A 19,034-nucleotide genomic window follows, 5' to 3' on the forward strand; every position below is an offset into this window, starting at 1 on the left:
TATCCGACGTAGTTATAGAAGGCTATCTATATGAACGCGGGGTGAACGGGGGCGAAAGGGTTCGTTGATCTTCCCGCCCGGGTGTCGGATCGTGCCGTGATCGACGCGATGATCAGGTGCGCGGACGTCGCGCGCGTCAGTGAGGCTTCGCAGGCGGCGAGGTCTCGACAGAAAGGACTCACATGCACCTGGTCGTGATCGGGGGAAGTGACGCAGGAATCTCCGCGGCGCTCCGTGCCCGAGAGGTGGACGAATCCGCTGATGTGACGGTCGTCGTTGCCGATGCATACCCGAACTTCTCGATCTGTGGCATCCCTTACTACTTCTCGCGGGAGGTGCAACCGTGGCAGTCGCTCGCACATCGCACGCTTGCCGATCTGGAAGCGGCCGGTCTCCAGGTGCGCACCAACACGCTCGCGACGGGCATCAGCGTCAATGCCCGCACACTCACCGTGCGGAACAACGGTGGAGCGGAGTCCGCCATTCCTTACGATGCGCTCGTCGTCGGGACGGGCGCATCCGCCTCGACGGCGGGTATCCACGGGACCGACCGGCTCGGGCCTGCGGACGGGGTGCATACGCTCCACACGATGGGTGACACCTTCGCTCTTGAGAACTACCTCGATGAGCATCAACCGTCGACGGCAATCATCATCGGCGCGGGGTACGTCGGCCTCGAGATGGCCGAAGCGCTCACCATCCGCGGGCTCCAGGTCACGCAGCTGCAACGCGGACCCCAGGTGCTCTCCACCCTCGACACGGAACTCGGAGCGCTCGTGCGCGACGAGCTCGACCGCAACGGCGTCACGGTGGAAACGGGCATGCAGGTGCACGATATCGGCCGCGACAGCGGGCTCCTCGCGGTCCAGGGCACCCGCGACGGTGCCCCGTTCGTGCGTCGCGCCGAGCTGGTCCTCGTCGTGGTGGGTGTGCGCCCCAATGTGGAGCTCCTCACCGGAATCGGGGCACGAACCGGAGCCGGCGGCGCCGTCATCGTGGACGAACGGATGCAGACAGGGATCCCGCAGATCTGGGCGGGCGGGGACGGTGTGATCACCCGTCATCGCCTTCTCGGCGACACGTATCTTCCGCTCGGCACGACCGCGCACAAACAAGGGCGAGTCGCGGGCGCGAACGCGGTCGGCGCCGATGCGCGATTCCACGGCAGCCTGGGAACCCAGGTCGTGAAGGTGTTCGACCTGGTGGCTGCCCGCACGGGCCTTCGAGATCACGAAGCCGAAACCGCGGGGCATCGACCGCACAGCCACACCGTCACTGCCGACGACCACAAGCGCTACTACCCCGGTGCCACCCCCATCCACATCCGCGTGACCGGAGACCTCGGATCGGGGCGTCTCCTCGGCGCGCAACTGCTCGGATCGCGCAGCGCCGAGATATCCAAGCGCGTCGATACGTTCGCGACAGCACTGCACCACAGCATGTCCGTAGACGCGATCAGCGACCTCGACCTGTCCTATACCCCGCCGCTCGGCTCCCCCTGGGATGCGGTGCAGATCGCTACCCAAGCGTGGAGCACGTCAACCCGCGCAGCGGGATCAACGACCCCTGTCCACGCCGGTGCGTCTCGCAGCTCGGAGGCGGGCGGCATTGACCGGGCGGCGAGATCAGGTGAAGCGGGCGAAAATGAGTGAAAGCCCGGCGAACCCGACAGCAACCCATGCCATGGCGGAGTACGACCCCGTCGCCACCGCGATGAGCGGGCCGAGTGCGGGACCGACCGCACCGATCGCCGTGATCGGTGCGGCGAAGACACCATTGATCGAGCCGTAGTTCCGCGTGCCCCACCGGTCAGCGACGGCAGAGCCCTGCACGAGCGTCTGTGCACCGCGCACGGCTCCGACCCCCACGCCGATACTGATGAGCAGCCACGGCGGCCCAGGCACGATCGCGAGCAGAGCAAGCCCGATGACGCTCAGCCCCGCCGTCCACGCCAACGCCACCCAGGGTGCGGCGGCGTGTGGGATGGCGACATACAGCAGTCGGCCGATCACCTGGCCGGCGCCGAGCAGCCCCAGCGCCCAAGCGGCGACCTCGTACGTCATCCCCTTCTCAGTGAACAGAGGAATGATCGCGAGTGTGACGCTGAACAGCGCCGCCGCCAAGGTGAGCATCGACGCCTCAAGCATCCAGAAGCGCCGCGTGCGCACCACGCTCGCCACCGTATGGTGATCGGCCGACGCATCATGGACGACGGGCGGCCAGGACGACTCGAGAAAGAACCAGTGCAGCGGTGTGGTCGTCACCACGAGGACGACGGCGAGGACAAGAAACACCGACCGCCAATCCATCACCGTCAGCAACACGGCGACGATAGGAGCGAAGACGGTCGACGCCAATCCTCCCGCGAGGGTGAGGATCGTCATCGCACCCCGGCGGCGGTCTCCATACCGGCGAGCGATCACCGTGAACGCGGCCTGGTACAACACCGCGGCCTGCGCGGTCCCCGCCACGATCCACCCCGCCGTGAACACGACAAGATTCGGCGCGGCCGCGACGATGACCAGCCCACCCGCACCGACAATGCTTCCCACGGTCATGATCATCCGAGGCCCACGCTCGTCGAGCCAGCGCCCGACAACGACGCCCGCGATCGCCGACGCAACGAGTCCACCCGAGAACGACAACGTCACCAGCGCCACGGGCCACCCTGTCGCGTCCGCGATCGCGGGCGAGGCGACGATCAACGCATAGAACAGAACCCCCCAGCTGATGACCTGCCCCAGCGACAGCGCGACAAGCCGCCCCCCGAACCGGGAGCCCGGGGGCCGGGTCGTCACACCGAACGCAGGGTGTCCGCGGCGGCGTCCAGCGCCCCGTCGGTGATCGCGAAGTATGCCCACTTCCCTCGCTGCTCGCGGGTGACAAGCCCCGCGTCGGCGAGCAACTTCATGTGGTGCGACACCGTGCCCTGCGACAGTCCGACCGGCGCGGTGAGGTCGCAGATGCACGCCTCCCCACCGTCACCGGCGGCAATCAGCGACAACAGGCGCACCCGTGTCGGATCCCCGAGCGCTTTGAACACCCGTGCGACGCGCTCCGCGTCCTCGACCGTGATCGCTGCTGTCACCCGAGGGGCGCAGCAGGACGTCGAGGTGTCGAGGGTGGCAGGAAGACTCATGACACCAGTATCGCACGCATTGACAAACTTCGATAGGAGGAGCAGGCTATTCATATTGAAGTTTTTCGATTTGAGGAGATGTGATGAACGAGCTTCCCGTCGTAGTCATCGGCGCCGGCCCCCAAGGGCTTGCTGCGGCCGCCCACCTGACGGAGCGTGGCATCGCCGTGACGGTCGTTGAGCGAGGCGATGGGCCAGCTGCTGCGGTGTCCGAGTGGGGGCATGTGCGCCTGTTCTCCAGCTGGCCGGAACTCACCGACACGGCCGCCCGGCGTCTGCTGGAGCCGACCGGGTGGACCGCACCGCACTCGGGCTACCCCACGGGAGCCGAATGGGTCGCCGGCTACCTGGACCCGCTCGCCCGCGTCTTCGGTGACCGCGTCGTCTACTCGACGACCGTCACCGGTGTCGCCCGCAAGGGCCGGGATCTGATGGTCGACAGCGGCCGTAAGGGGCAGCCGTTCATCGTGCATACCCGGGACACGCAGGGGGCAGAAGGGCGGATCTCCGCGCGCGCCGTCATCGACGCCAGCGGCACATGGACGCTCCCGAACCCTGCCGGGGCGGACGGGCTGCCCGCGCTCGGCGAGCGGGCCGCGGTCGCGGCCTCACGGATCTCGTACCGCATCCCGGAGGATGTCTCCGCGTGTGCGGGGCAGCACCTGGTCGTGATCGGTGCCGGGCACTCCGCAGTGCATGCCGTCCTCCGGCTGAGCGAGCTGGCGCGCACAACCCCAGGCACCCGGGTGACGTGGCTGCTGCGTCGCGGTACGACGGGCAACGTCTTGGGTGGTGGAGCGGGCGATGAACTGCCCGAGCGTGCAGCTCTGGGCACCCGAGCGCGCAAGGTGATCGAAGCCGGTGTTGTCGAGGTGGTGACGGGCTTCCGCGTCGCCGAGTTCCACGACGAGGCGGCGGGGCTGCGCATCGTCGCGGAGAACGGCAAGGAGGTCGACGGGGTGTCCCGCGTGTTCGCGCTGACCGGATTCCGCCCCGATGTGAGCATCCTGTCGGAGATGCGCATCGACCTGGATGCGTCCTTGGAGGCGGTCGCCGGGATCGCGGAAGAGATCAACCCGAACGTCCACTCCTGCGGATCGATCGGCGCCACCGGGGCCCGCGACCTCACCCAGCCCGAGCCGGACTTCTTCATCGTCGGCGCGAAAAGCTACGGGCGCGCCCCCACCTTCCTCGCTCTCACCGGGTTCGAGCAGGTTCGCAGCGTCGCCGCCCACCTCGCGGGCGACCATGCAGGCGCCGAGCGCAATGAGCTCGTCCTTCCCGACACCGGCGTCTGCGGCGGATCCGGAGACTTCGACGGGGCCGGCAGCAGCTGCTGCGCAGCGCCCGTCATCCAGCTCGAGCCCACCCGCGTCGCCGTCGGCTGACCGGCCGCTCGAACCACCACCCAGCGCCCCGCGGGGCGCAATCAACCCAAGGAGTACTCACATGGCCAACCAGCTGATCGAGAAGAACGTCACGATCGAAGACCCCCGCGACGGCACCCCGCTCGCCGTCACCATCCAGCTCGAGCTGGATCTGTCCGACTGTGCATGCACGCCGCGCACGCCCTCCCTGGGCAACCCAGTTGGATACGGCTCCAAGTAGACCTGGACGTCGAACCTCGGCCCCGCGAAGGGGAGCTCTTCCACCTCGGGCGAGCTCCCCTTCTGCATGTATCGCGGGACATCTGCCGTGAGTGGCTTATGGGGAGAACAGCGTCCGCACGCGGGGAATCACTCGTCTGTACGTCTGACGGACTTCCCCGTACGCGCTGACGAGTTCGAGGTCGGGCTGAATTTCTTGTCCTGTCCCCACCATGGCAGTGATGGCGTCAGCCCAGGTGGGGTGCAGCCCCGTCCCGACGGCCGCGCAGATCGCTGCCCCCATACCAGCTGCGTCACGTATACGGGGTGTGCGCACGGGTACCCCATATATGGCAGCCAGGATGCGCAGCATGAGATCCGATTCGCTTCCACCGCCGGTGACGATGAGGGAACGACGGTCTCGCCCGAGCGCGCGGCGCGCACGGGCGTCAGCGCTCTCGGTCTCGATCGCGAGCGCCTCGAGGATCGCCCGGTAGATGTGGAACCGTCCCTGCGTGCCGTCGAAGCCGACCAGCGCCCCGCGCCGCCACGGCTCATCCGCGGGCGCGAGCCAGTCCAGAGCAGCGACGAGGCCGCCCGCGCCAGCCGGGACGTTGTCGGCACCGCGGTTGAGGTCATCTTCCGACGTTGCCTCGATGGACCCGGATACGACGTCGCGGAACCAGCTGACCGTCCACATGCCGCGTCGCACTCCGGCGCTTTCGTAGAGGTATCCGCCGGGCTGTGACGAGAAGTTCGTCCACACGTCTGGATGCGGTGGCAGCGGACGATCCCCTGGCGTCATGGTCGCGACGTACGTGCCCAGGGACAACAATGCGTCCCCCTCGTCCTGGAGCCCTGCACCCAGGGCTTCGACGGCCTTGTCGTTCGACGTCGCGATCACGGGGATTCCCGCGGGCAGACCGAGCAGCAGTGCTACCTCGGAGGCGAGAGTGCCGAGTGCCTCGCCTGGAGCGACCAGGTCGAACAACATCTCCCGTCCCAGACCCACACGCTCATACTCGGCGGCATCCATGCTCCAGGCCCAGTGTGCAGTGTCGATAGGCCAGCTGCCCTGTACGTTGCCCGCGGCATCCTGGCGCTCTCCGGTGAGCTTGTGAGTGATGTACCCCGACGAAGTTGTGACGTACACCGCCTCGTCGGTTTCACGCTCGTACGCGCGCGGCAGACGCTCGTCCATCCAGCTCATGACCGGCTGGGCGAGCGATCCGTCAGCGCGCAGCACGGCCCGGCAGAAGCGGATCGTGCACAGGCCGATGCCGCGGATCTCGGCCGGATCCCCCGCGAAGTCGGCGACCGCGGCGCGCGTCGCGGCGACGATCGAGTCCCACAGGTCGTCGTCCGGATGCTCCCATCGACCCGGCGCGGGCGACGAATACGGCCGCAGCGCGACACGGGCGCTCGCGTGCACGGTCCCGTCGCCGTCGACGATCAGGACCTTCGTGCTCTGCGAGCCGTTGTCGATCGCGACGACGTACCCCGCCGCCGACGCGCTCACGCCCGCGTCGCCATCTCGTCCTCGGGCGTGGCGACGTCGTCCAGGGGATAGATGGTCCCGCGGTTCATGATCCCGCGCGGGTCGAGCCCGTCCTTGAGGGTGCGCAGCAGCCGGTAGGCGCTGCCGTGCTCCTCATGTGTCCACGGCGTGCGGTACTTGCCGATGCCGTGGTGGTGCACGATGGAGCCGCCGAGGCGCAGTGCCTCCTCCACGACGATCGCGTTGAGGGGCTCGTGGTACTCGGTGATCTCTTCGCGCGGCTCGCAGGCGATGTCGTAGTCGTAGACGAAGTACAAGTTGGTGCCGGTCTGGTAGCTGTGCGAGGAGTGCGCGCCGAGCATCCGCAGGTCCGCCGCGCGCGGGAACTCGGTGCGTGCGCGGCGCATGACGGACTCGAACAGTTCCTCGACGCCTGACCAGTCGATCGATACCTCGGTCGTGTAGCCGAGGCGCGCCTTCTCGAGCATCTCGCGCTTCTCGGCGTCGATCTTGTCCTGCCCCCAATTGAGGTTGTCGAACCAGTTCTCGATCAGTGCGGGGTCGACCTTCTCGTGCGGGATGCTGGCGAAGATTTCCTCGACGCCGGCGGCTGTGGCGTCGGCCACGCCCTTCGGTCCTTCGGCGACGACCACGACCACGGCCTTGCCGTCGGCGAAGTGCGAGAAGTGCTGCGCGGCGTCCTCCTCGGAGTACGCGCGTGCCACCGACGGGCGGTAGCCGGCGACGATGATCTCGCGGAGACCTGCCACGCCCGCCGGGAGCGAGTCGACGAGGTACCCGAGGAAACGATTGTTCTCCGGCTGGTAGGTGAACACCTTGACGGTGACCTCGGTGATGACGGCAAGCGCGCCCTCGTTGCCGATCATGATGTGGCGGATGTCGGGTCCGGCGGCGCGTCGCGGCACGTTCTTGATGCGTACGACCTCGCCGTCGGGCAGCACGGCTTCGAGCCCGATCACCATGTCCTCGATCCCGCCGTACAGCGTGGAGAACTGGCCGATGGACCGGGTCGCGACCAGTCCACCCATCTGCGCGAGCGGCTTCGACTGCGGTGAGTGCCCCGTCGTGAGGCCCTGCGCCCGAAGGGTGTCTTCGAGCAGCTGCAGCGGAACGCCGCACTGGGCCGTGACCATCATGTCGACGGGGTCGATGTCGAGGATCGCGTCCATTCGCGAGCCGTCGAGCACGATCGAATCCTCGACGATCGTCTCGAGTCCGCCCTCGGTCGCGGTGCGGCCGGTGCGGGGCACGACGTTGACGAGGTTCTCGTCCGCGAACGCGAGGATCGCCGACACGTCGGCGGTGGACCGCGCGTAGGCGATCGCGGAGGGGATCGGACCGTCGAAGATGCCGTGCACGGATGTGTACTTCTTGAAGCGGTCGACGCTCGCCTCGCGCAGCGCCTGCGCCTCGGTCTCGACCTGGTCGGTGCCGAGGATCTCCTGCAGTCGGGTGACGATCTCCTCGCGTGAGAGAACGGATCGTGAAGTGACCATGGGGAAGGTGTCCTGTTCGTTGAGGGTGTGGGGGCGCCGCGGTCAGCGCACCAGGTAACCGCCGTCGACGGACAGCACGTGCCCGTTGACAAAGTCGGAGGCGGGGCTCGCGAGGAAGACGGTCGCGCCCATGAGATCGGCGACGTCCCCCCACCTCCCCGCCGGCGTGTGGTCGACGATGCGCCGGTTCGCCTCCGCGTCCCCACGCGTCTCGGAGGTAATCGGGGTGGCGAAGTATCCCGGGGCGATCGCGTTGACCTGGATGCCGTGTCCGCCGAGCTCGTCGGCGTACGCCTTCGTGAGCCCGGCGATGCCGTGCTTGGTCGCGGCGTACGCGGGAGATCCGAGTCCCCCGAGGAACGAGAACAGCGAGGCGATGTTGATGATCTTGCCCGAGCCCTGCGGGATCATCCGCTTCGCGGCCTCGTGCGACATTTCGAACGCGGCGGTGAGGTTCACCGCGACCATGGGGTCCCACTGCACGCGCCCGAACTCGGTGACGTCGGCGATGCGGCTGATCCCGGCCGAGTTGACCAGAACGTCCACGCCCCCGAACGCCTCGACGCATGCGTCGATCACGCGCGCGGGTGCGCCCTCCGCCGTGATGTCGACGCGGAGTTCCCGGTAGCCGACACCCGCCTCGGCGAGGAGAGCTGCGGTCTCGCCGCCGTCGTCGAACAGCGTCGGAACGAACATGTCGGCACCCGCTTTGGCGAGAGCGAGGGTGAACGCCTGGCCGAGACCGGTGTTGCCCCCGGTGACGATCGCCCGCTTGCCCCGGAGGGAGAAGTGGTCGAGGGAGAAGTCGGTGATGTGCACGGATGATCCTTCAGGAGTGGGTGCCGACGAAGGGATCGGCGATGCCGATGTAGGTCGTCTCGAGGTACTCGTCGATGCCCTCGAAGCCGCCCTCGCGACCGATGCCGGACTGCTTGACGCCACCGAACGGCGCAGCCGGGTTCGACACGAGTCCGGTGTTGAGGCCGAACATGCCGGTCTCCAGACGCTCGGCGAGGCGCAGCGCCCGGTTCAGGTCGCGGGTGTACGCGAAGCACACCAGCCCGTACTCGCTCGCGTTGGCGAGGCGCACGGCCTCGTCCTCGTCGCGGAACACGGTGATGGGCGCGACGGGTCCGAAGATCTCCTCCTGGAGGATGCGGGCGTCCTGCGGCACGTCCACGAGCACGGTCGCCGGGTAGAAGTAGCCGCGCCCCTGGGGGATGCTGCCGCCGAGTGCGATGCTCGCTCCGTCCTCCAGCGCGCCGGACACGAGGTCGGCGACCTTCTTGCGGGTCGACTCGTCCACGAGCGGCCCGAGGGTCGACTCCGGGTCGGTGCCGCGGGCGTTGACGTACCCTGCCATGCGTTCAACGAGCCGCGAGGTGAATTCCTCCGCCACGCTCTCGTGCACGAGGAAGCGGTTCGCGGCGACGCAGGCCTCGCCGCCGTTGCGGAGCTTTGCGAGCAGGGCACCCTCGACCGCGGCGTCCACGTCAGCGTCGTCGAACACGAGGAAGGGGGCGTTGCCTCCGAGTTCCATCGAGACGCGGAGCACCTGGTGCGCGGCGTCCGCGATGAGGCGGCGCCCCACTTCGGTTGATCCGGTGAACGAGAGTTTGCGCAGTCGCGGGTCGGTGATGAGCGGGCCCGTGACCGCGCCGGCGCGGGTCGTGGGGATGACGTTCACGACGCCGTCCGGCACTCCGGCCTCGCGGAGCACCTCGGCGAACAGGAGTGCGGTGAGCGGTGTGAGCGCGGCGGGCTTGAGCACCGAGGTGCAGCCGGCCGCGAGTGCCGGCGCGATCTTGCGCGTGGCCATCGCGAGCGGGAAGTTCCACGGGGTGATGAGCAGGCTCGGACCGACCGGTCGCTTCGCGACGAGCAGTCGGTTGCGGCCGTCGGGAGCGGTGGCGTATCGCCCGGAGATGCGGGGTGCTTCTTCCGAGAACCAGCGCAGGAACTCGGCGCCGTACGCGACCTCGGCGCGCGATTCGGCGAGAGGCTTGCCCATCTCGAGCGTCATGACGAGTGCGAAGTCCTCGGCGCGGGCCGTGACGAGCTCGAACGCCCGGCGCAGGATCTCCCCGCGCTGTCGCGGAGCAGTGGCGGCCCAGGCGGTCTGCGCCGCAGCAGCAGCGTCGAGTGCGGCCATGCCGTCCTCGGGCGTCGCATCGGCGACATGGGCGAGCACCTCACCCGTCGACGGGTCGTGCACCTCGAAGGTGTGGCCGGAGGTCGCTTCCCGCCACTGACCGCCGATCAGCAGGCCGGTGGGGACGGAGGCGATGACCTCGGCCTCGCGTGCCGCGGTCATGCGGGCACCTCCCGACGGAGGTCGCGGCCGAGTAGTTCCTCGTAGAGACGCACGGGCGTCATCTCCCCGGCGCGGTCGCCGTAGCTCGCGCGGGCTCGACGGAAGATCTGCTCGACGAGGGAGGACAGCTCGACCGGCATCCCGACCGAGCGGGCCAGATCGACGGAGAGACCGAGGTCCTTGCAGGCGAGGGCGATCGCGAAGCCCTCGTCGTAGTCGCCGTGGTCGAGGATCGACAACACGTCGCGTGAGACGAAGGTGCTGTTCGCGGGGCTCGCGATGAGCGCGTCCCGCAGCACGCCAAGGTCGACCCCCGCGGCGACGCCGACCGACAGCACCTCCGCCGTCGCGACCAGGTGGGAGAACCACAGCTGGTTGATCATGAGCTTCACGGCGTAGCCTGCGCCGGGCCCGCCGACGTGCAGGATCCGCTCCGGGTCCCCCATCGCCTCGAACACGGGACGCAGCCGCTGCACATCGTCGGCGTCACCACCGACGAAGATCTGCAGCATCCCGTTCGCGGCGCCCACTGACATCCCACTGACGGGGGCGTCGAGCAGGTGCAGTCCGCGGCCGGCGGTCGCGGCGCGCACACCGTCCAGCACGTCCGGCACCGAGGTCGACATGTCGATCCAGGTACCGCCGTCCGGCAGCCCCACCACGAGGCCGTCAGGCCCCGAGGCGACGGCCTCGACGTGCTTGGGCGTCGGCAGCATCGTGATGATGAGGTCACTGGCGGCGGCGACCTCGCGAGGGGTCTCAGCCCACCGGGCACCGCCCTCGATCAGGTCGGACGCCGACTCGCGGCGCAGATCGGTCACGACCAGCGGGAAGCCCGCGGCCTGCAGGTTGCGGGTCATTCCTGACCCCATGTTGCCGAGTCCGATGAACCCGACGGTGGGTCGGGTCCCGACCGGCGTTGGGTCGAGGACGGGGGTGGGAGAGCTCATGGGTGATGCGTGTCCTTTGTGGATCAGGCGGATGCGGTGGAAGGGGTGTAGAACGGATTGGTCGGCGCGTGCCGGGCTTCCAGCACGGCGTCGAGCTTGGGCAGGCCCGCCGCGCCGTTCGCGAGCGCGGTGCGTGTCGCCTCGCGGTTGTTGCGGTAGACCGTGTCGGCGTCGTCGGCCGCCGGATTGACCCACACTGCGGCGATGAGGGCGTGCGTGTCGGCAGCCTCGCGCGGGATCACACCGTCGGCGACGGCGTCGGCCACGCCCGCAGCGACTCCGGCCTGCGCCGGGCCCCAGATGAGGAGGCCGTGCTCGTCACCCGCCGGTGCGGCCTTCGTGACGAACAGCGTCAGGGGCTTCACCGGGAGGGAGGGGCGGAGCACCGCCACGAAGGGCACGTGCCCCTGGCTGGGGCTGGCGAGGGCAGTGGCCCACGCCGTCCCCGCAGGTCCCTCGCGGTGGCCGAGCACGGTGTTGATGTGTGCGGCGTTGACGCCGTCGCCGACGAAGCTCTCGCCGAGCTGGATGGTCGAGGTCATCAGATGAGTCCCTGCTCCTCGAGCCAGTCGATCGCGATGTCCTCGGGGTCCTCACCGTCGACATCGGCGTTGGCGTTGAGCTCCTGCATGACCTCGGTGGTCAGCAGCGGGCTCAGCTCGGCCAGCACGTCGGCGATCGCCGGGTACTCGTCGAGGGTGCTCTGCTTGAGCGTGAAGCCGCCCTGGTAGCTGGGGAAGAACTCCTTGTCGTCTTCCATCACCACGAGGTCGAGGGCGGGGATGCGGCCGTCGGTCTGGAAGACCTCGCCGAAGTTGCAGTCGTCGCCCTTCTGGGTCGCCGTGTAGATGACGCCGGTGTCGAGCATCGTGACGTTCGAGTCCGGGGCATCGAAGCCGTAGGCGGCCTTGAGACCCGGCCAGCCATCGTCGCGCGTCGAGAACTCGCTCTCGATGCAGAACGTCTGATCGGCGCTCGGCAGGGCTGCGACATCACTCAGCGTCTTCACGCCCAGCTCGTCAGCCTCCTTCTTACGGATCGCGAAGGCGTAGGTGTTGTTGAACGGCGCGGGGTCGAGCCACGCGATGCCGTTCTCGGCGTCCGCTCCCTTGACGGCATCGAACTGCGCCTCGGCGCCCTGCACCGGCGTCGTATTGCCGTTGTACGTGATCCACGACGTGCCGGTGTACTCCCAGTAGCCGAGGAACTGGTCATTCGCGAGCGCCTGACGCACGTTGGCGGAGCCGACGAGCTTCGTGTTGGCCTCGACGTCGGCACCGTGCGCATTGAGCAGTTCCGCCGTCATGTAGGCGAGGATGTACTGCTCCGAAAAGTCCTTCGAGCCGATCTCGCCAGTGAGACCTTCCAGCTCGTCGCCTTGGGCTCCGGAGCCTCCGCCGGCACCGGACGAGCAGCCGGTGAGGAGCAGAGCGCCGGCGGCGATGGCGGCGAACGAGGCGGTGGCGATGGTGCGTGTGTTCATTGCAAGTTCCTTTCGGGAAGGGAGTGTGCTGTGCATGTGAATTAGTGGTGGAGTGATGGTGCTCAGAGGCCCTTGGGTCGAACGATGTCCTCCACGACGCCGGCGGCCAAGTCGATGAGCACGGCGATCGAGGCGACGAGGATCGCTCCGACGACGAGAACGGGATAGCGCTGCAGCTTCAGGCCGTTGATGATCATGTCGCCGAGACCGCCGGCGTTGATGAAGGTCGCGACCGTGGCCACACCGACCGCGAAGACGAGCGCGGTGCGGAGTCCCGCGAGGATCACGGGCGAGGCGAGCGGCAGCTCCACTCGGCGCAGAACCTGTGACGGGGTCATGCCCATGCCCCGGGCCGACTCGCGGATGCTGGGATCGACCTGGGCGAGGCCCGCGATCGTGTTCTGCAGCACGGGCAGGAAGGAGTAGATCACGAGTGCGAGCAGTGCCGTCGTGAATCCCGTCTGCCAGACGATTGCGAGCAGGATCACGACGCCGATCGCCGGCGTCGCCTGACCGATGTTCGCGATGCCGATCACGACGCCGCGGAACACCTTCGATCGGGAGCGGCTCACCGCGATGCCGGCGGGGATCGCCAGCACAGCCACGAGCACGGAGGCGATGATCGACAGCACGAGGTGCTCGCCGATGCGGGCCGTGATGTAGTCGGCGTTGAGCGTGCGCTGCTCGATCGAGTCGAGGTCGAGGCTCGACACCCACACGTAGGTGAGCACCAGCACGACCGCGACGACGATGAGCGGCATCAGGCGGCGCAGCAGCACGGGCATGCCGCGTCGGGGCGCGGACTGCGTGCGCAGCATCGTGGTCGCGGAGGGCACGACCTGGGGGCCGGTCACGGTCACGCCTCCTCGGCGCGACGCGCGGGGCCTTCGGAGCCCAGCGCCGCCGAGATGGCCGCCTGGTCGATCGAGCCGACGACCGCCCCGGCGCGGGTGACGTTGACGCGCGCGGCGCCGGTCAGCACCAGGGTGTCGAGGGCCTCGCGCAGCGAGGAGTGCTCGTCGACCGTGACGGCCGGGGCTGCGGCATCCGCGGATCCGATTCGCGCGTCCGTCACCGGGATCAGAGCGAGACGCTTCAGGGCGGCCCCCTCGCCGATGAACGATCGTACATAGTCGTTGGCAGGCTCGGCGAGAATGCGCGCCGGAGTGTCGAACTGCTCGATCTGGCTGCGATCGCTCAGCACTGCGATGCGGTCGCCCATGCGGATCGCCTCTTCGAAATCGTGCGTCACGAAGATGATGGTCTTGCCGATGTCGGCCTGAATGCGCAGGAACTCCGCCTGCAGCTTCTCCCGCGTGATCGGGTCGGTCGCACCGAAGGGCTCGTCCATGAGCATGACGGGCGGATCGGCAGCCAGTGCCCGGGCCACTCCGACACGCTGCTGCTGCCCGCCGGAAAGCTGACGGGGGTATCGCTGTGCGAACGTGCCCGGGTCGAGCTGCACGGTGCGCAGGAGCTCGTCCACGCGCTCGGCGATACGGGCTTTGGACCAGCCGAGCAGCTTCGGCACGATCGCGATGTTCTCGGCGATCGTGAAGTGCGGGAACAGGCCGATCTGCTGGATGACGTAGCCGATGTGCCGACGCAGCTCGTTGCCGTCGAGCGACAGCACGTCATCGCCGTTGATCCGGATCGACCCGGAGGTCGGCTCGATGATGCGGTTGATCATCTTCATCGTCGTGGTCTTGCCGCAGCCGCTGGGGCCGACGAACATGATCAGCTCGCCGGGCTCGACACGCATCGAGAAGTCCTCGACGGCGGGCCTCTGCTGACCCGGGTACTGCTTGGTGATGTGGTCGAGGACGATGTCGACGCCGCCCTGCTGCGCCGCGAGGGAGGTGAGAACGCCGGTGTTCGTTGTGATGTCAGGCACGGAGACCCCTTGAGGTGGTGAGGCGGGCGACGAGCACGAGGATGCCGTCGAGGACGAGCGCGAGGATGATCACGGCGACGGTGCCCGTGAGCGCGTAGTTGAGGGCGTTCTTCGAACCGAGCGAGCTCAGGCCCTTGAAGATGTACTCGCCGAGCCCGGGGCCGGCGACGTAGGCGGCGATCGCCGCGATCCCGACCGTGAGTTGGGCGGCGACACGGATGCCGGTCATGATGACCGGCCAGGCGATCGGCAGCTGCACCGTGAAGAGGATGCGGGTGGGGCCGAGGCCCATGCCCCGCGCCGACTCGAGCACCGAGACCGGTACTTCGCGGAGTCCCACGACGGTGTTCCGCACCACCGGGAGCAGCGAGTAGAAAACGAGGGCGACGACGGTCGGCAGCCACCCGAGGCCGAGGACGGGGCTCAGGAGGGCAAGGAGGGCGAGTGACGGGATGGTGATCGCGACAGCGGCGGCCGTGAGCACGGTGGTGCGGGCGATGCGACGGTTGCGGACCAGGATGCCGAGGCCGATGCCGATAATCGCCGCGAGGACGACTGAGACGACGACGACGACGAGGTGATCGCGGGTGAGCTCAAGAATGTCGTCCGCGCGACGCGTGAGGAAGGCCATGAGGTCTTCCCAGTTGAATCCGGTCAAGAGGGCTCCTGTCTCGTCGTTGAGGCCGGTACCGGGGATGAGACTCACGGTAGCCTTTGTGGCCATTTCGTCAAAGAGCGTTGTGTATATGGCAACCGCTGACGCTACACTCTTACCGTGACCACCACCTCCGGCGGCCCTCGCCGCAATTCCTCCGGCCTCGGACGCGACATCGAGATCCTCGAGCTGCTCGGCGGCGACGAGGCGTTGCGCTCCGGCGGACTCGGCGTCTCGCAGGTGGCACAGCTCACCGGGCGGGACAAGGCGGTCGTGTCACGCACACTCGCGACGCTCGCCGAGACCGGACTCGTCGAACGCGATGAGGAGTCGCTGCGCTACCTGCTCGGGCCGCGGCTATACGCCCTGGCGGCGCACACGGCCACGTCGACGCTCGTGCACGCCTCGCGCAGCATCCTGCGACGACTTGTGCAGTCCACGCGCGAGACGAGTCACCTGTGCGTGCTGCGCGGCGGCAACGTGCTTACGCTGCTTAGCGAGCTGAGCCCGCACGACGTGCGCACGACCGGCTGGGCGGGCACCACCACGGCCGCGTGGCGCACTCCCTCGGGTCGTGCGCTGCTGAGCGACTGGGACGAGGAGTCCCTCGCACGCTGGTATGACGACCACGGGCAGGATCAGCCCCTCGTCGGCCGTTTCGACCAGGCTGACCCCTCCGGATTCCCGGTTCTGGACTCTCCCCCGCCGGGCAACTCTCCGGTGACGGATCTCGCGAGCCTGCACACCGAACTCGGCCGTATCCGCGAGCAGGGCTACGCGCTATCGGACGAGGAGCTCGAGTTCGGGGTGGTGGCAGCCTCGGCGCCGATCATCGACTTCACGGGACGTATCGTCGCAGCCGTGAACGTAAGCGCCCCGAAGGCGCGAATCGGGCACCGCCTTGAGGCGCTTGGCGCGCTCGTCGCGCGAGCTGCGCGCGAGCTGTCGACGCGTCTAGGTATGGTCTGAACTCGCCGAAGGCGACGGCCGCGACGGCCAGAGGTATTGAGGTCGATGCAAGCCTGCCATGCTCTGAGGTGTACCGCCCAGGCGGGAGTGGTGATGAAGGTTGAGCGTGCCTGCGCTGCGAGGATCTTCCTTGAGGGGCCTGGCTACTCCAACAGTCGGGCTGCCAGTGCCCGCACCTTGAGATCGACCGAATCGCGCAGGTCACGAACCGAGTCGCTGTCCACGGACCAGTCCGCAGGGTCGGGGAACTCCCACTGCACGAGCTCGCCGGAGACCGGCCCGGGTAGTTCCAAGCCCGGCTTCATCAGCACCACCACATCAGCGTTCGCGAGGTCGTCCGGGGTGACACCGCGCGGTACTGCCGCTGATGTGTCGATGCCGAGCTCGTCGAGGGTCGCGGCGACCGCGGGGTTGATCGCGGCAGCGGGGTGCACTCCGGCGCTGTCTGCGATCAGTCGATCGCCAGCATGCCGGGCCAGCAGGTGCGCGCCCAGCTGCGAGCGTCCCGCATTGTGCGTACAGATGAACAGCACGGTCTGAGGGTCTGTCACGTCATCCTTCTCTCCTCCGGCGAGACACTCGCCGGATCGTTGGTATGACACCAGGCTTGCACGTTGCATTGATAAGTGTCAATATAGACGCATGTCGATTCAAGAGGTTGAGCTAGTCATCATCGGATCCGGGCCCGCCGGGTATACGGCTGCGGTGTATGCGGCGCGGGCGGGCCTTGCCCCTGTCGTGCTTGCCGGTTCCGTCACCGCCGGCGGTGCGCTCATGACAACCACCGAGGTGGAGAACTTCCCCGGTTTCGTCGACGGTGTCCAGGGTCCGGAGTTGATGGAGTCGATGCGCGCGCAGGCTGAGCGCTTCGGTGCCCGCATCCTTCTCGACGACGCTGTCGCGGTCGACCTGGCAGGGCCGGTGAAGACGGTGCGCACCGGCTCGGGTGACACGTACCTGGCGCGTGCGGTGATCCTCGCCATGGGGTCCGCGTACCGCAAGATCGGACTGGCCGACGAAGAGCGTCTCACCGGCCACGGGGTCTCCTGGTGTGCGACCTGCGACGGCTTCTTCTTCCGCGACCAGGAGATCGTCGTGGTCGGCGGTGGCGATTCGGCGATGGAGGAAGCTCTGTTCCTCACCCGGTTCGCGTCGAAGGTCACCGTGGTGCACCGCCGCGACACGTTCCGCGCCTCACAGATCATGGCGCAGCGGGTGCTCGAGCACCCGAAGATCGACGTCGCCTGGAACAGCGAAGTGGCCGGCATCCTCGGGACGGACAAGGTCGAGGCGGTCACGCTGCGCGACACGGTCTCCGGGGCGGAGCGCGAACTCTCCGTCACTGGGGTCTTCGTCGCCATCGGGCACGACCCGCGCTCCGAGCTCGTCGCGGGCTCCGTCGACACCGACGCCGACGGGTATGTGCGGGTCGTCCACCCGTCCACCCGCACCACCCTCGACGGCGTCTTCGCCGCCGGCGACCTGGTCGATCACATCTACCGGCAGGCCATCACCGCAGCCGGTACGGGCTGCGCGGCCGCCCAGGACGCCCAGCACTACCTCGCGGCCCTCACGGACACCGCGCCCGCATTCGATGCCCAGGAGGTCCTCGCATGAGTTTCCCGATCGTGGTCACCGACGCCACATTCCAGAACGAAGTCACCGACTCCGAGATCCCCGTCGTGGTGGACATCTGGGCTACCTGGTGCGGTCCGTGTAAGCAGATCGCACCGCTTCTGAACCAGCTCGCCGTCGAGTACGACGGGCGGGTCAAGATCGTGAAGCTCGACGCCGACCAGAACCCGGCCACGGTGACCGCCATCGGCGTCACCTCGATCCCCACGCTGGTCTTCTACAACCAGGGTGCGCGCGTTGACATGCTCATCGGCGCCCACGCCAAGCCCGTAATCGCAGAGAAGATGGAGGCGCTCCTCGCATGAGCACCGCAACCGCACCCACCCCCACAACGACGACCCGCCGCCTGTCGACCCTTGACCGATGGTTGCCGCTGTGGATCGGACTGGCTATGGTCGCCGGAATCCTCGTCGGCCGCTTCATCCCTGGCGTCTCCGACCTCCTCGCACACATTGAGGTTGGCGGCATCTCTGTGCCGATCGCTCTCGGCCTGCTGGTGATGATGTACCCGGTCCTCGCGAAGGTCCGCTACGACAAAGTCGCCGCTGTCACCGGCGACAAGAAGCTCCTCATCTCCTCACTCGCTCTGAACTGGGTCGTCGGACCGGCACTGATGTTCGCCCTCGCCTGGGCGTTCCTTCCGGATCTCCCCGAGTACCGCACCGGCCTCATCATCGTGGGCCTGGCCCGCTGCATCGCGATGGTCGTCATCTGGAACGATCTCGCCTGCGGCGATCGGGAAGCCGCCGCCGTCCTTGTCGCCATCAACTCCGTGTTCCAGGTCATCGCCTTCTCCCTGCTCGGTTGGTTCTACCTCACCGTGCTCCCCGGATGGCTCGGACTGGACTCGCAGGGACTGGAGATCTCGGTCTGGCAGATCGCCCTCAATGTCCTCGTCTTCCTCGGCATCCCCCTGATCGCCGGCTTCGCCTCCCGCCTGATCGGGGAGCGTGCGAAGGGCCGCGACTGGTACGAAGAGAAGTTCCTTCCCAAGATCGGACCGTGGGCGCTGTACGGCCTGCTGTTCACGATTGTGTTGCTGTTCGCCCTGCAGGGCGAGCAGGTCACCAACCGGCCGTGGGATGTGGCCCGTATCGCCCTCCCGCTGTTGGCGTACTTCGCCGTGATGTGGTTCATCGGACTGTTCACCGGGAAGGCGCTCGGGCTCGGATACGCCCGATCCTCCACGCTGGCGTTCACGGCCGCGGGCAACAACTTCGAACTCGCCATCGCCGTCGCCATCGGCACCTTCGGGGCCACCTCCGGTCAGGCCCTCGCCGGTGTCGTCGGCCCACTGATCGAGGTCCCCGTGCTCGTCGGACTCGTTTACGTCTCCCTGTGGGCGGCCCGACGCTGGTTCCACACCAACCCGTACACCGCTGAAAGGATGTAGC

20 protein-coding genes are annotated in these 19,034 nt (G+C 67.9%); 7 read left to right on the top strand and 13 right to left on the bottom strand.

Annotated features, from left to right (window positions below; genetic code table 11):
* Window positions 1-182: 182 nt before the first annotated feature.
* Window positions 183-1,652, top strand: coding sequence for an FAD-dependent oxidoreductase (locus CSX12_RS01615; protein WP_124894627.1), 1,470 nt, complete (start codon window positions 183-185; stop codon window positions 1,650-1,652).
* Here CSX12_RS01615 and CSX12_RS01620 read toward each other — a convergent pair.
* The gene (locus CSX12_RS01620; RefSeq protein WP_124894628.1) at window positions 1,626-2,798 is read right to left on the bottom strand and encodes an MFS transporter; all 1,173 of its coding nucleotides are present in this window, start codon (window positions 2,796-2,798) and stop codon (window positions 1,626-1,628) included. The two genes, CSX12_RS01615 and CSX12_RS01620, sit on opposite strands and share 27 nt — an antisense overlap.
* Window positions 2,795-3,139 (bottom strand): metalloregulator ArsR/SmtB family transcription factor, encoded by a 345-nt coding sequence (locus CSX12_RS01625; RefSeq protein ID WP_017201964.1) that lies wholly within the window; start codon window positions 3,137-3,139, stop codon window positions 2,795-2,797. Before CSX12_RS01625 ends, CSX12_RS01620 begins: the two co-directional genes overlap by 4 nt.
* Window positions 3,140-3,222: 83 nt before the next feature.
* On the opposite strand from CSX12_RS01625, the gene CSX12_RS01630 reads away from it, so the two are divergent.
* Window positions 3,223-4,527 (top strand): FAD-dependent oxidoreductase, encoded by a 1,305-nt coding sequence (locus CSX12_RS01630; RefSeq protein ID WP_124894629.1) that lies wholly within the window; start codon window positions 3,223-3,225, stop codon window positions 4,525-4,527.
* A 61-nt stretch (window positions 4,528-4,588) separates the two neighbouring features.
* Window positions 4,589-4,747, top strand: coding sequence for a hypothetical protein (locus CSX12_RS18425; RefSeq protein ID WP_017201962.1), 159 nt, complete (start codon window positions 4,589-4,591; stop codon window positions 4,745-4,747).
* A gap of 96 nt (window positions 4,748-4,843) precedes the next feature.
* On the opposite strand, the gene CSX12_RS01635 is transcribed toward CSX12_RS18425, so the two are convergent.
* From CSX12_RS01635 to CSX12_RS01680, 10 genes are all read right to left on the bottom strand, one after another.
* Window positions 4,844-6,244 (bottom strand): FGGY family carbohydrate kinase, encoded by a 1,401-nt coding sequence (locus tag CSX12_RS01635; protein WP_124894630.1) that lies wholly within the window; start codon window positions 6,242-6,244, stop codon window positions 4,844-4,846.
* Window positions 6,241-7,740, bottom strand: a complete 1,500-nt coding sequence (locus CSX12_RS01640; protein ID WP_124894631.1) for an FAD-binding oxidoreductase — start codon at window positions 7,738-7,740, stop codon at window positions 6,241-6,243. Before CSX12_RS01640 ends, CSX12_RS01635 begins: the two co-directional genes overlap by 4 nt.
* 42 nt (window positions 7,741-7,782) lie before the next feature.
* Window positions 7,783-8,559 (bottom strand): SDR family oxidoreductase, encoded by a 777-nt coding sequence (locus CSX12_RS01645; protein ID WP_017201959.1) that lies wholly within the window; start codon window positions 8,557-8,559, stop codon window positions 7,783-7,785.
* A gap of 10 nt (window positions 8,560-8,569) precedes the next feature.
* Entirely contained in the window at window positions 8,570-10,054 is a 1,485-nt protein-coding gene (locus tag CSX12_RS01650) for an NAD-dependent succinate-semialdehyde dehydrogenase (RefSeq protein ID WP_017201958.1), read from the bottom strand.
* Entirely contained in the window at window positions 10,051-11,004 is a 954-nt protein-coding gene (locus CSX12_RS01655) for an NAD(P)-dependent oxidoreductase (RefSeq protein WP_124894632.1), read from the bottom strand. Before CSX12_RS01655 ends, CSX12_RS01650 begins: the two co-directional genes overlap by 4 nt.
* 23 nt (window positions 11,005-11,027) lie before the next feature.
* Entirely contained in the window at window positions 11,028-11,546 is a 519-nt protein-coding gene (gene fae, locus CSX12_RS01660; protein WP_017201956.1) for a formaldehyde-activating enzyme, read from the bottom strand.
* Window positions 11,546-12,487, bottom strand: coding sequence for a glycine betaine ABC transporter substrate-binding protein (locus CSX12_RS01665; RefSeq protein ID WP_124894633.1), 942 nt, complete (start codon window positions 12,485-12,487; stop codon window positions 11,546-11,548). The genes fae and CSX12_RS01665 overlap by 1 nt, the downstream gene beginning before the upstream one ends.
* 62 nt (window positions 12,488-12,549) lie before the next feature.
* Window positions 12,550-13,347 (bottom strand): ABC transporter permease, encoded by a 798-nt coding sequence (locus tag CSX12_RS01670; protein ID WP_124894634.1) that lies wholly within the window; start codon window positions 13,345-13,347, stop codon window positions 12,550-12,552.
* Window positions 13,344-14,372 (bottom strand): ATP-binding cassette domain-containing protein, encoded by a 1,029-nt coding sequence (locus CSX12_RS01675; protein WP_051000814.1) that lies wholly within the window; start codon window positions 14,370-14,372, stop codon window positions 13,344-13,346. The genes CSX12_RS01670 and CSX12_RS01675 overlap by 4 nt, the downstream gene beginning before the upstream one ends.
* A 1-nt stretch (window position 14,373) precedes the next feature.
* On the bottom strand, window positions 14,374-15,087 hold the full coding sequence (locus CSX12_RS01680; RefSeq protein WP_017201952.1) for an ABC transporter permease: 714 nt from the start codon (window positions 15,085-15,087) through the stop codon (window positions 14,374-14,376).
* 69 nt (window positions 15,088-15,156) lie between these two features.
* Here CSX12_RS01680 and CSX12_RS01685 point away from each other — a divergent pair, with 69 nt between their 5' ends.
* The gene (locus tag CSX12_RS01685; RefSeq protein ID WP_124894635.1) at window positions 15,157-16,005 is read left to right on the top strand and encodes an IclR family transcriptional regulator; all 849 of its coding nucleotides are present in this window, start codon (window positions 15,157-15,159) and stop codon (window positions 16,003-16,005) included.
* Between the two features lie 143 nt (window positions 16,006-16,148).
* Here the strand turns inward: CSX12_RS01685 and CSX12_RS01690 are convergent, their stop codons facing one another.
* A complete protein-coding gene (locus CSX12_RS01690; protein WP_124894636.1) occupies window positions 16,149-16,556 on the bottom strand; it encodes a low molecular weight phosphatase family protein in 408 nt (135 codons plus the stop codon).
* Window positions 16,557-16,647: 91 nt separating this feature from the next.
* On the opposite strand from CSX12_RS01690, the gene trxB reads away from it, so the two are divergent.
* The 3 genes from trxB to arsB are packed head-to-tail and all read left to right on the top strand — an operon-like array spanning window position 16,648 to window position 19,033.
* The gene (gene trxB, locus CSX12_RS01695; protein ID WP_124894637.1) at window positions 16,648-17,622 is read left to right on the top strand and encodes a thioredoxin-disulfide reductase; all 975 of its coding nucleotides are present in this window, start codon (window positions 16,648-16,650) and stop codon (window positions 17,620-17,622) included.
* Entirely contained in the window at window positions 17,619-17,945 is a 327-nt protein-coding gene (gene trxA, locus CSX12_RS01700; RefSeq protein WP_017201948.1) for a thioredoxin, read from the top strand. The genes trxB and trxA overlap by 4 nt, the downstream gene beginning before the upstream one ends.
* Complete coding sequence (gene arsB, locus CSX12_RS01705) at window positions 17,942-19,033, top strand: ACR3 family arsenite efflux transporter (protein ID WP_026049682.1); 1,092 nt, start codon at window positions 17,942-17,944, stop codon at window positions 19,031-19,033. Before trxA ends, arsB begins: the two co-directional genes overlap by 4 nt.
* Window position 19,034: the final 1 nt, after the last annotated feature.

Origin of the sequence: Microbacterium sp. Y-01 (assembly GCF_003856715.1) — a bacterium.
Taxonomy (GTDB): domain Bacteria; phylum Actinomycetota; class Actinomycetes; order Actinomycetales; family Microbacteriaceae; genus Microbacterium; species Microbacterium algeriense.

Excerpts from the sequence above, each read along its gene's own strand:
- CSX12_RS18425 (WP_017201962.1), top strand. The coding sequence starts at position 4,589 with ATGGCCAACCAGCTGATCGAGAAGAACGTCACGATCGAAGACCCCCGC.
- arsB (WP_026049682.1), top strand. The coding sequence starts at position 17,942 with ATGAGCACCGCAACCGCACCCACCCCCACAACGACGACCCGCCGCCTG.
- trxB (WP_124894637.1), top strand. The coding sequence starts at position 16,648 with ATGTCGATTCAAGAGGTTGAGCTAGTCATCATCGGATCCGGGCCCGCC.
- CSX12_RS01650 (WP_017201958.1), bottom strand. The coding sequence starts at position 10,054 with ATGACCGCGGCACGCGAGGCCGAGGTCATCGCCTCCGTCCCCACCGGC.
- trxA (WP_017201948.1), top strand. The coding sequence starts at position 17,619 with ATGAGTTTCCCGATCGTGGTCACCGACGCCACATTCCAGAACGAAGTC.
- fae (WP_017201956.1), bottom strand. The coding sequence starts at position 11,546 with ATGACCTCGACCATCCAGCTCGGCGAGAGCTTCGTCGGCGACGGCGTC.
- CSX12_RS01640 (WP_124894631.1), bottom strand. The coding sequence starts at position 7,740 with ATGGTCACTTCACGATCCGTTCTCTCACGCGAGGAGATCGTCACCCGA.
- CSX12_RS01630 (WP_124894629.1), top strand. The coding sequence starts at position 3,223 with ATGAACGAGCTTCCCGTCGTAGTCATCGGCGCCGGCCCCCAAGGGCTT.
- CSX12_RS01655 (WP_124894632.1), bottom strand. The coding sequence starts at position 11,004 with ATGAGCTCTCCCACCCCCGTCCTCGACCCAACGCCGGTCGGGACCCGA.
- CSX12_RS01615 (WP_124894627.1), top strand. The coding sequence starts at position 183 with ATGCACCTGGTCGTGATCGGGGGAAGTGACGCAGGAATCTCCGCGGCG.
- CSX12_RS01625 (WP_017201964.1), bottom strand. The coding sequence starts at position 3,139 with ATGAGTCTTCCTGCCACCCTCGACACCTCGACGTCCTGCTGCGCCCCT.
- CSX12_RS01665 (WP_124894633.1), bottom strand. The coding sequence starts at position 12,487 with ATGAACACACGCACCATCGCCACCGCCTCGTTCGCCGCCATCGCCGCC.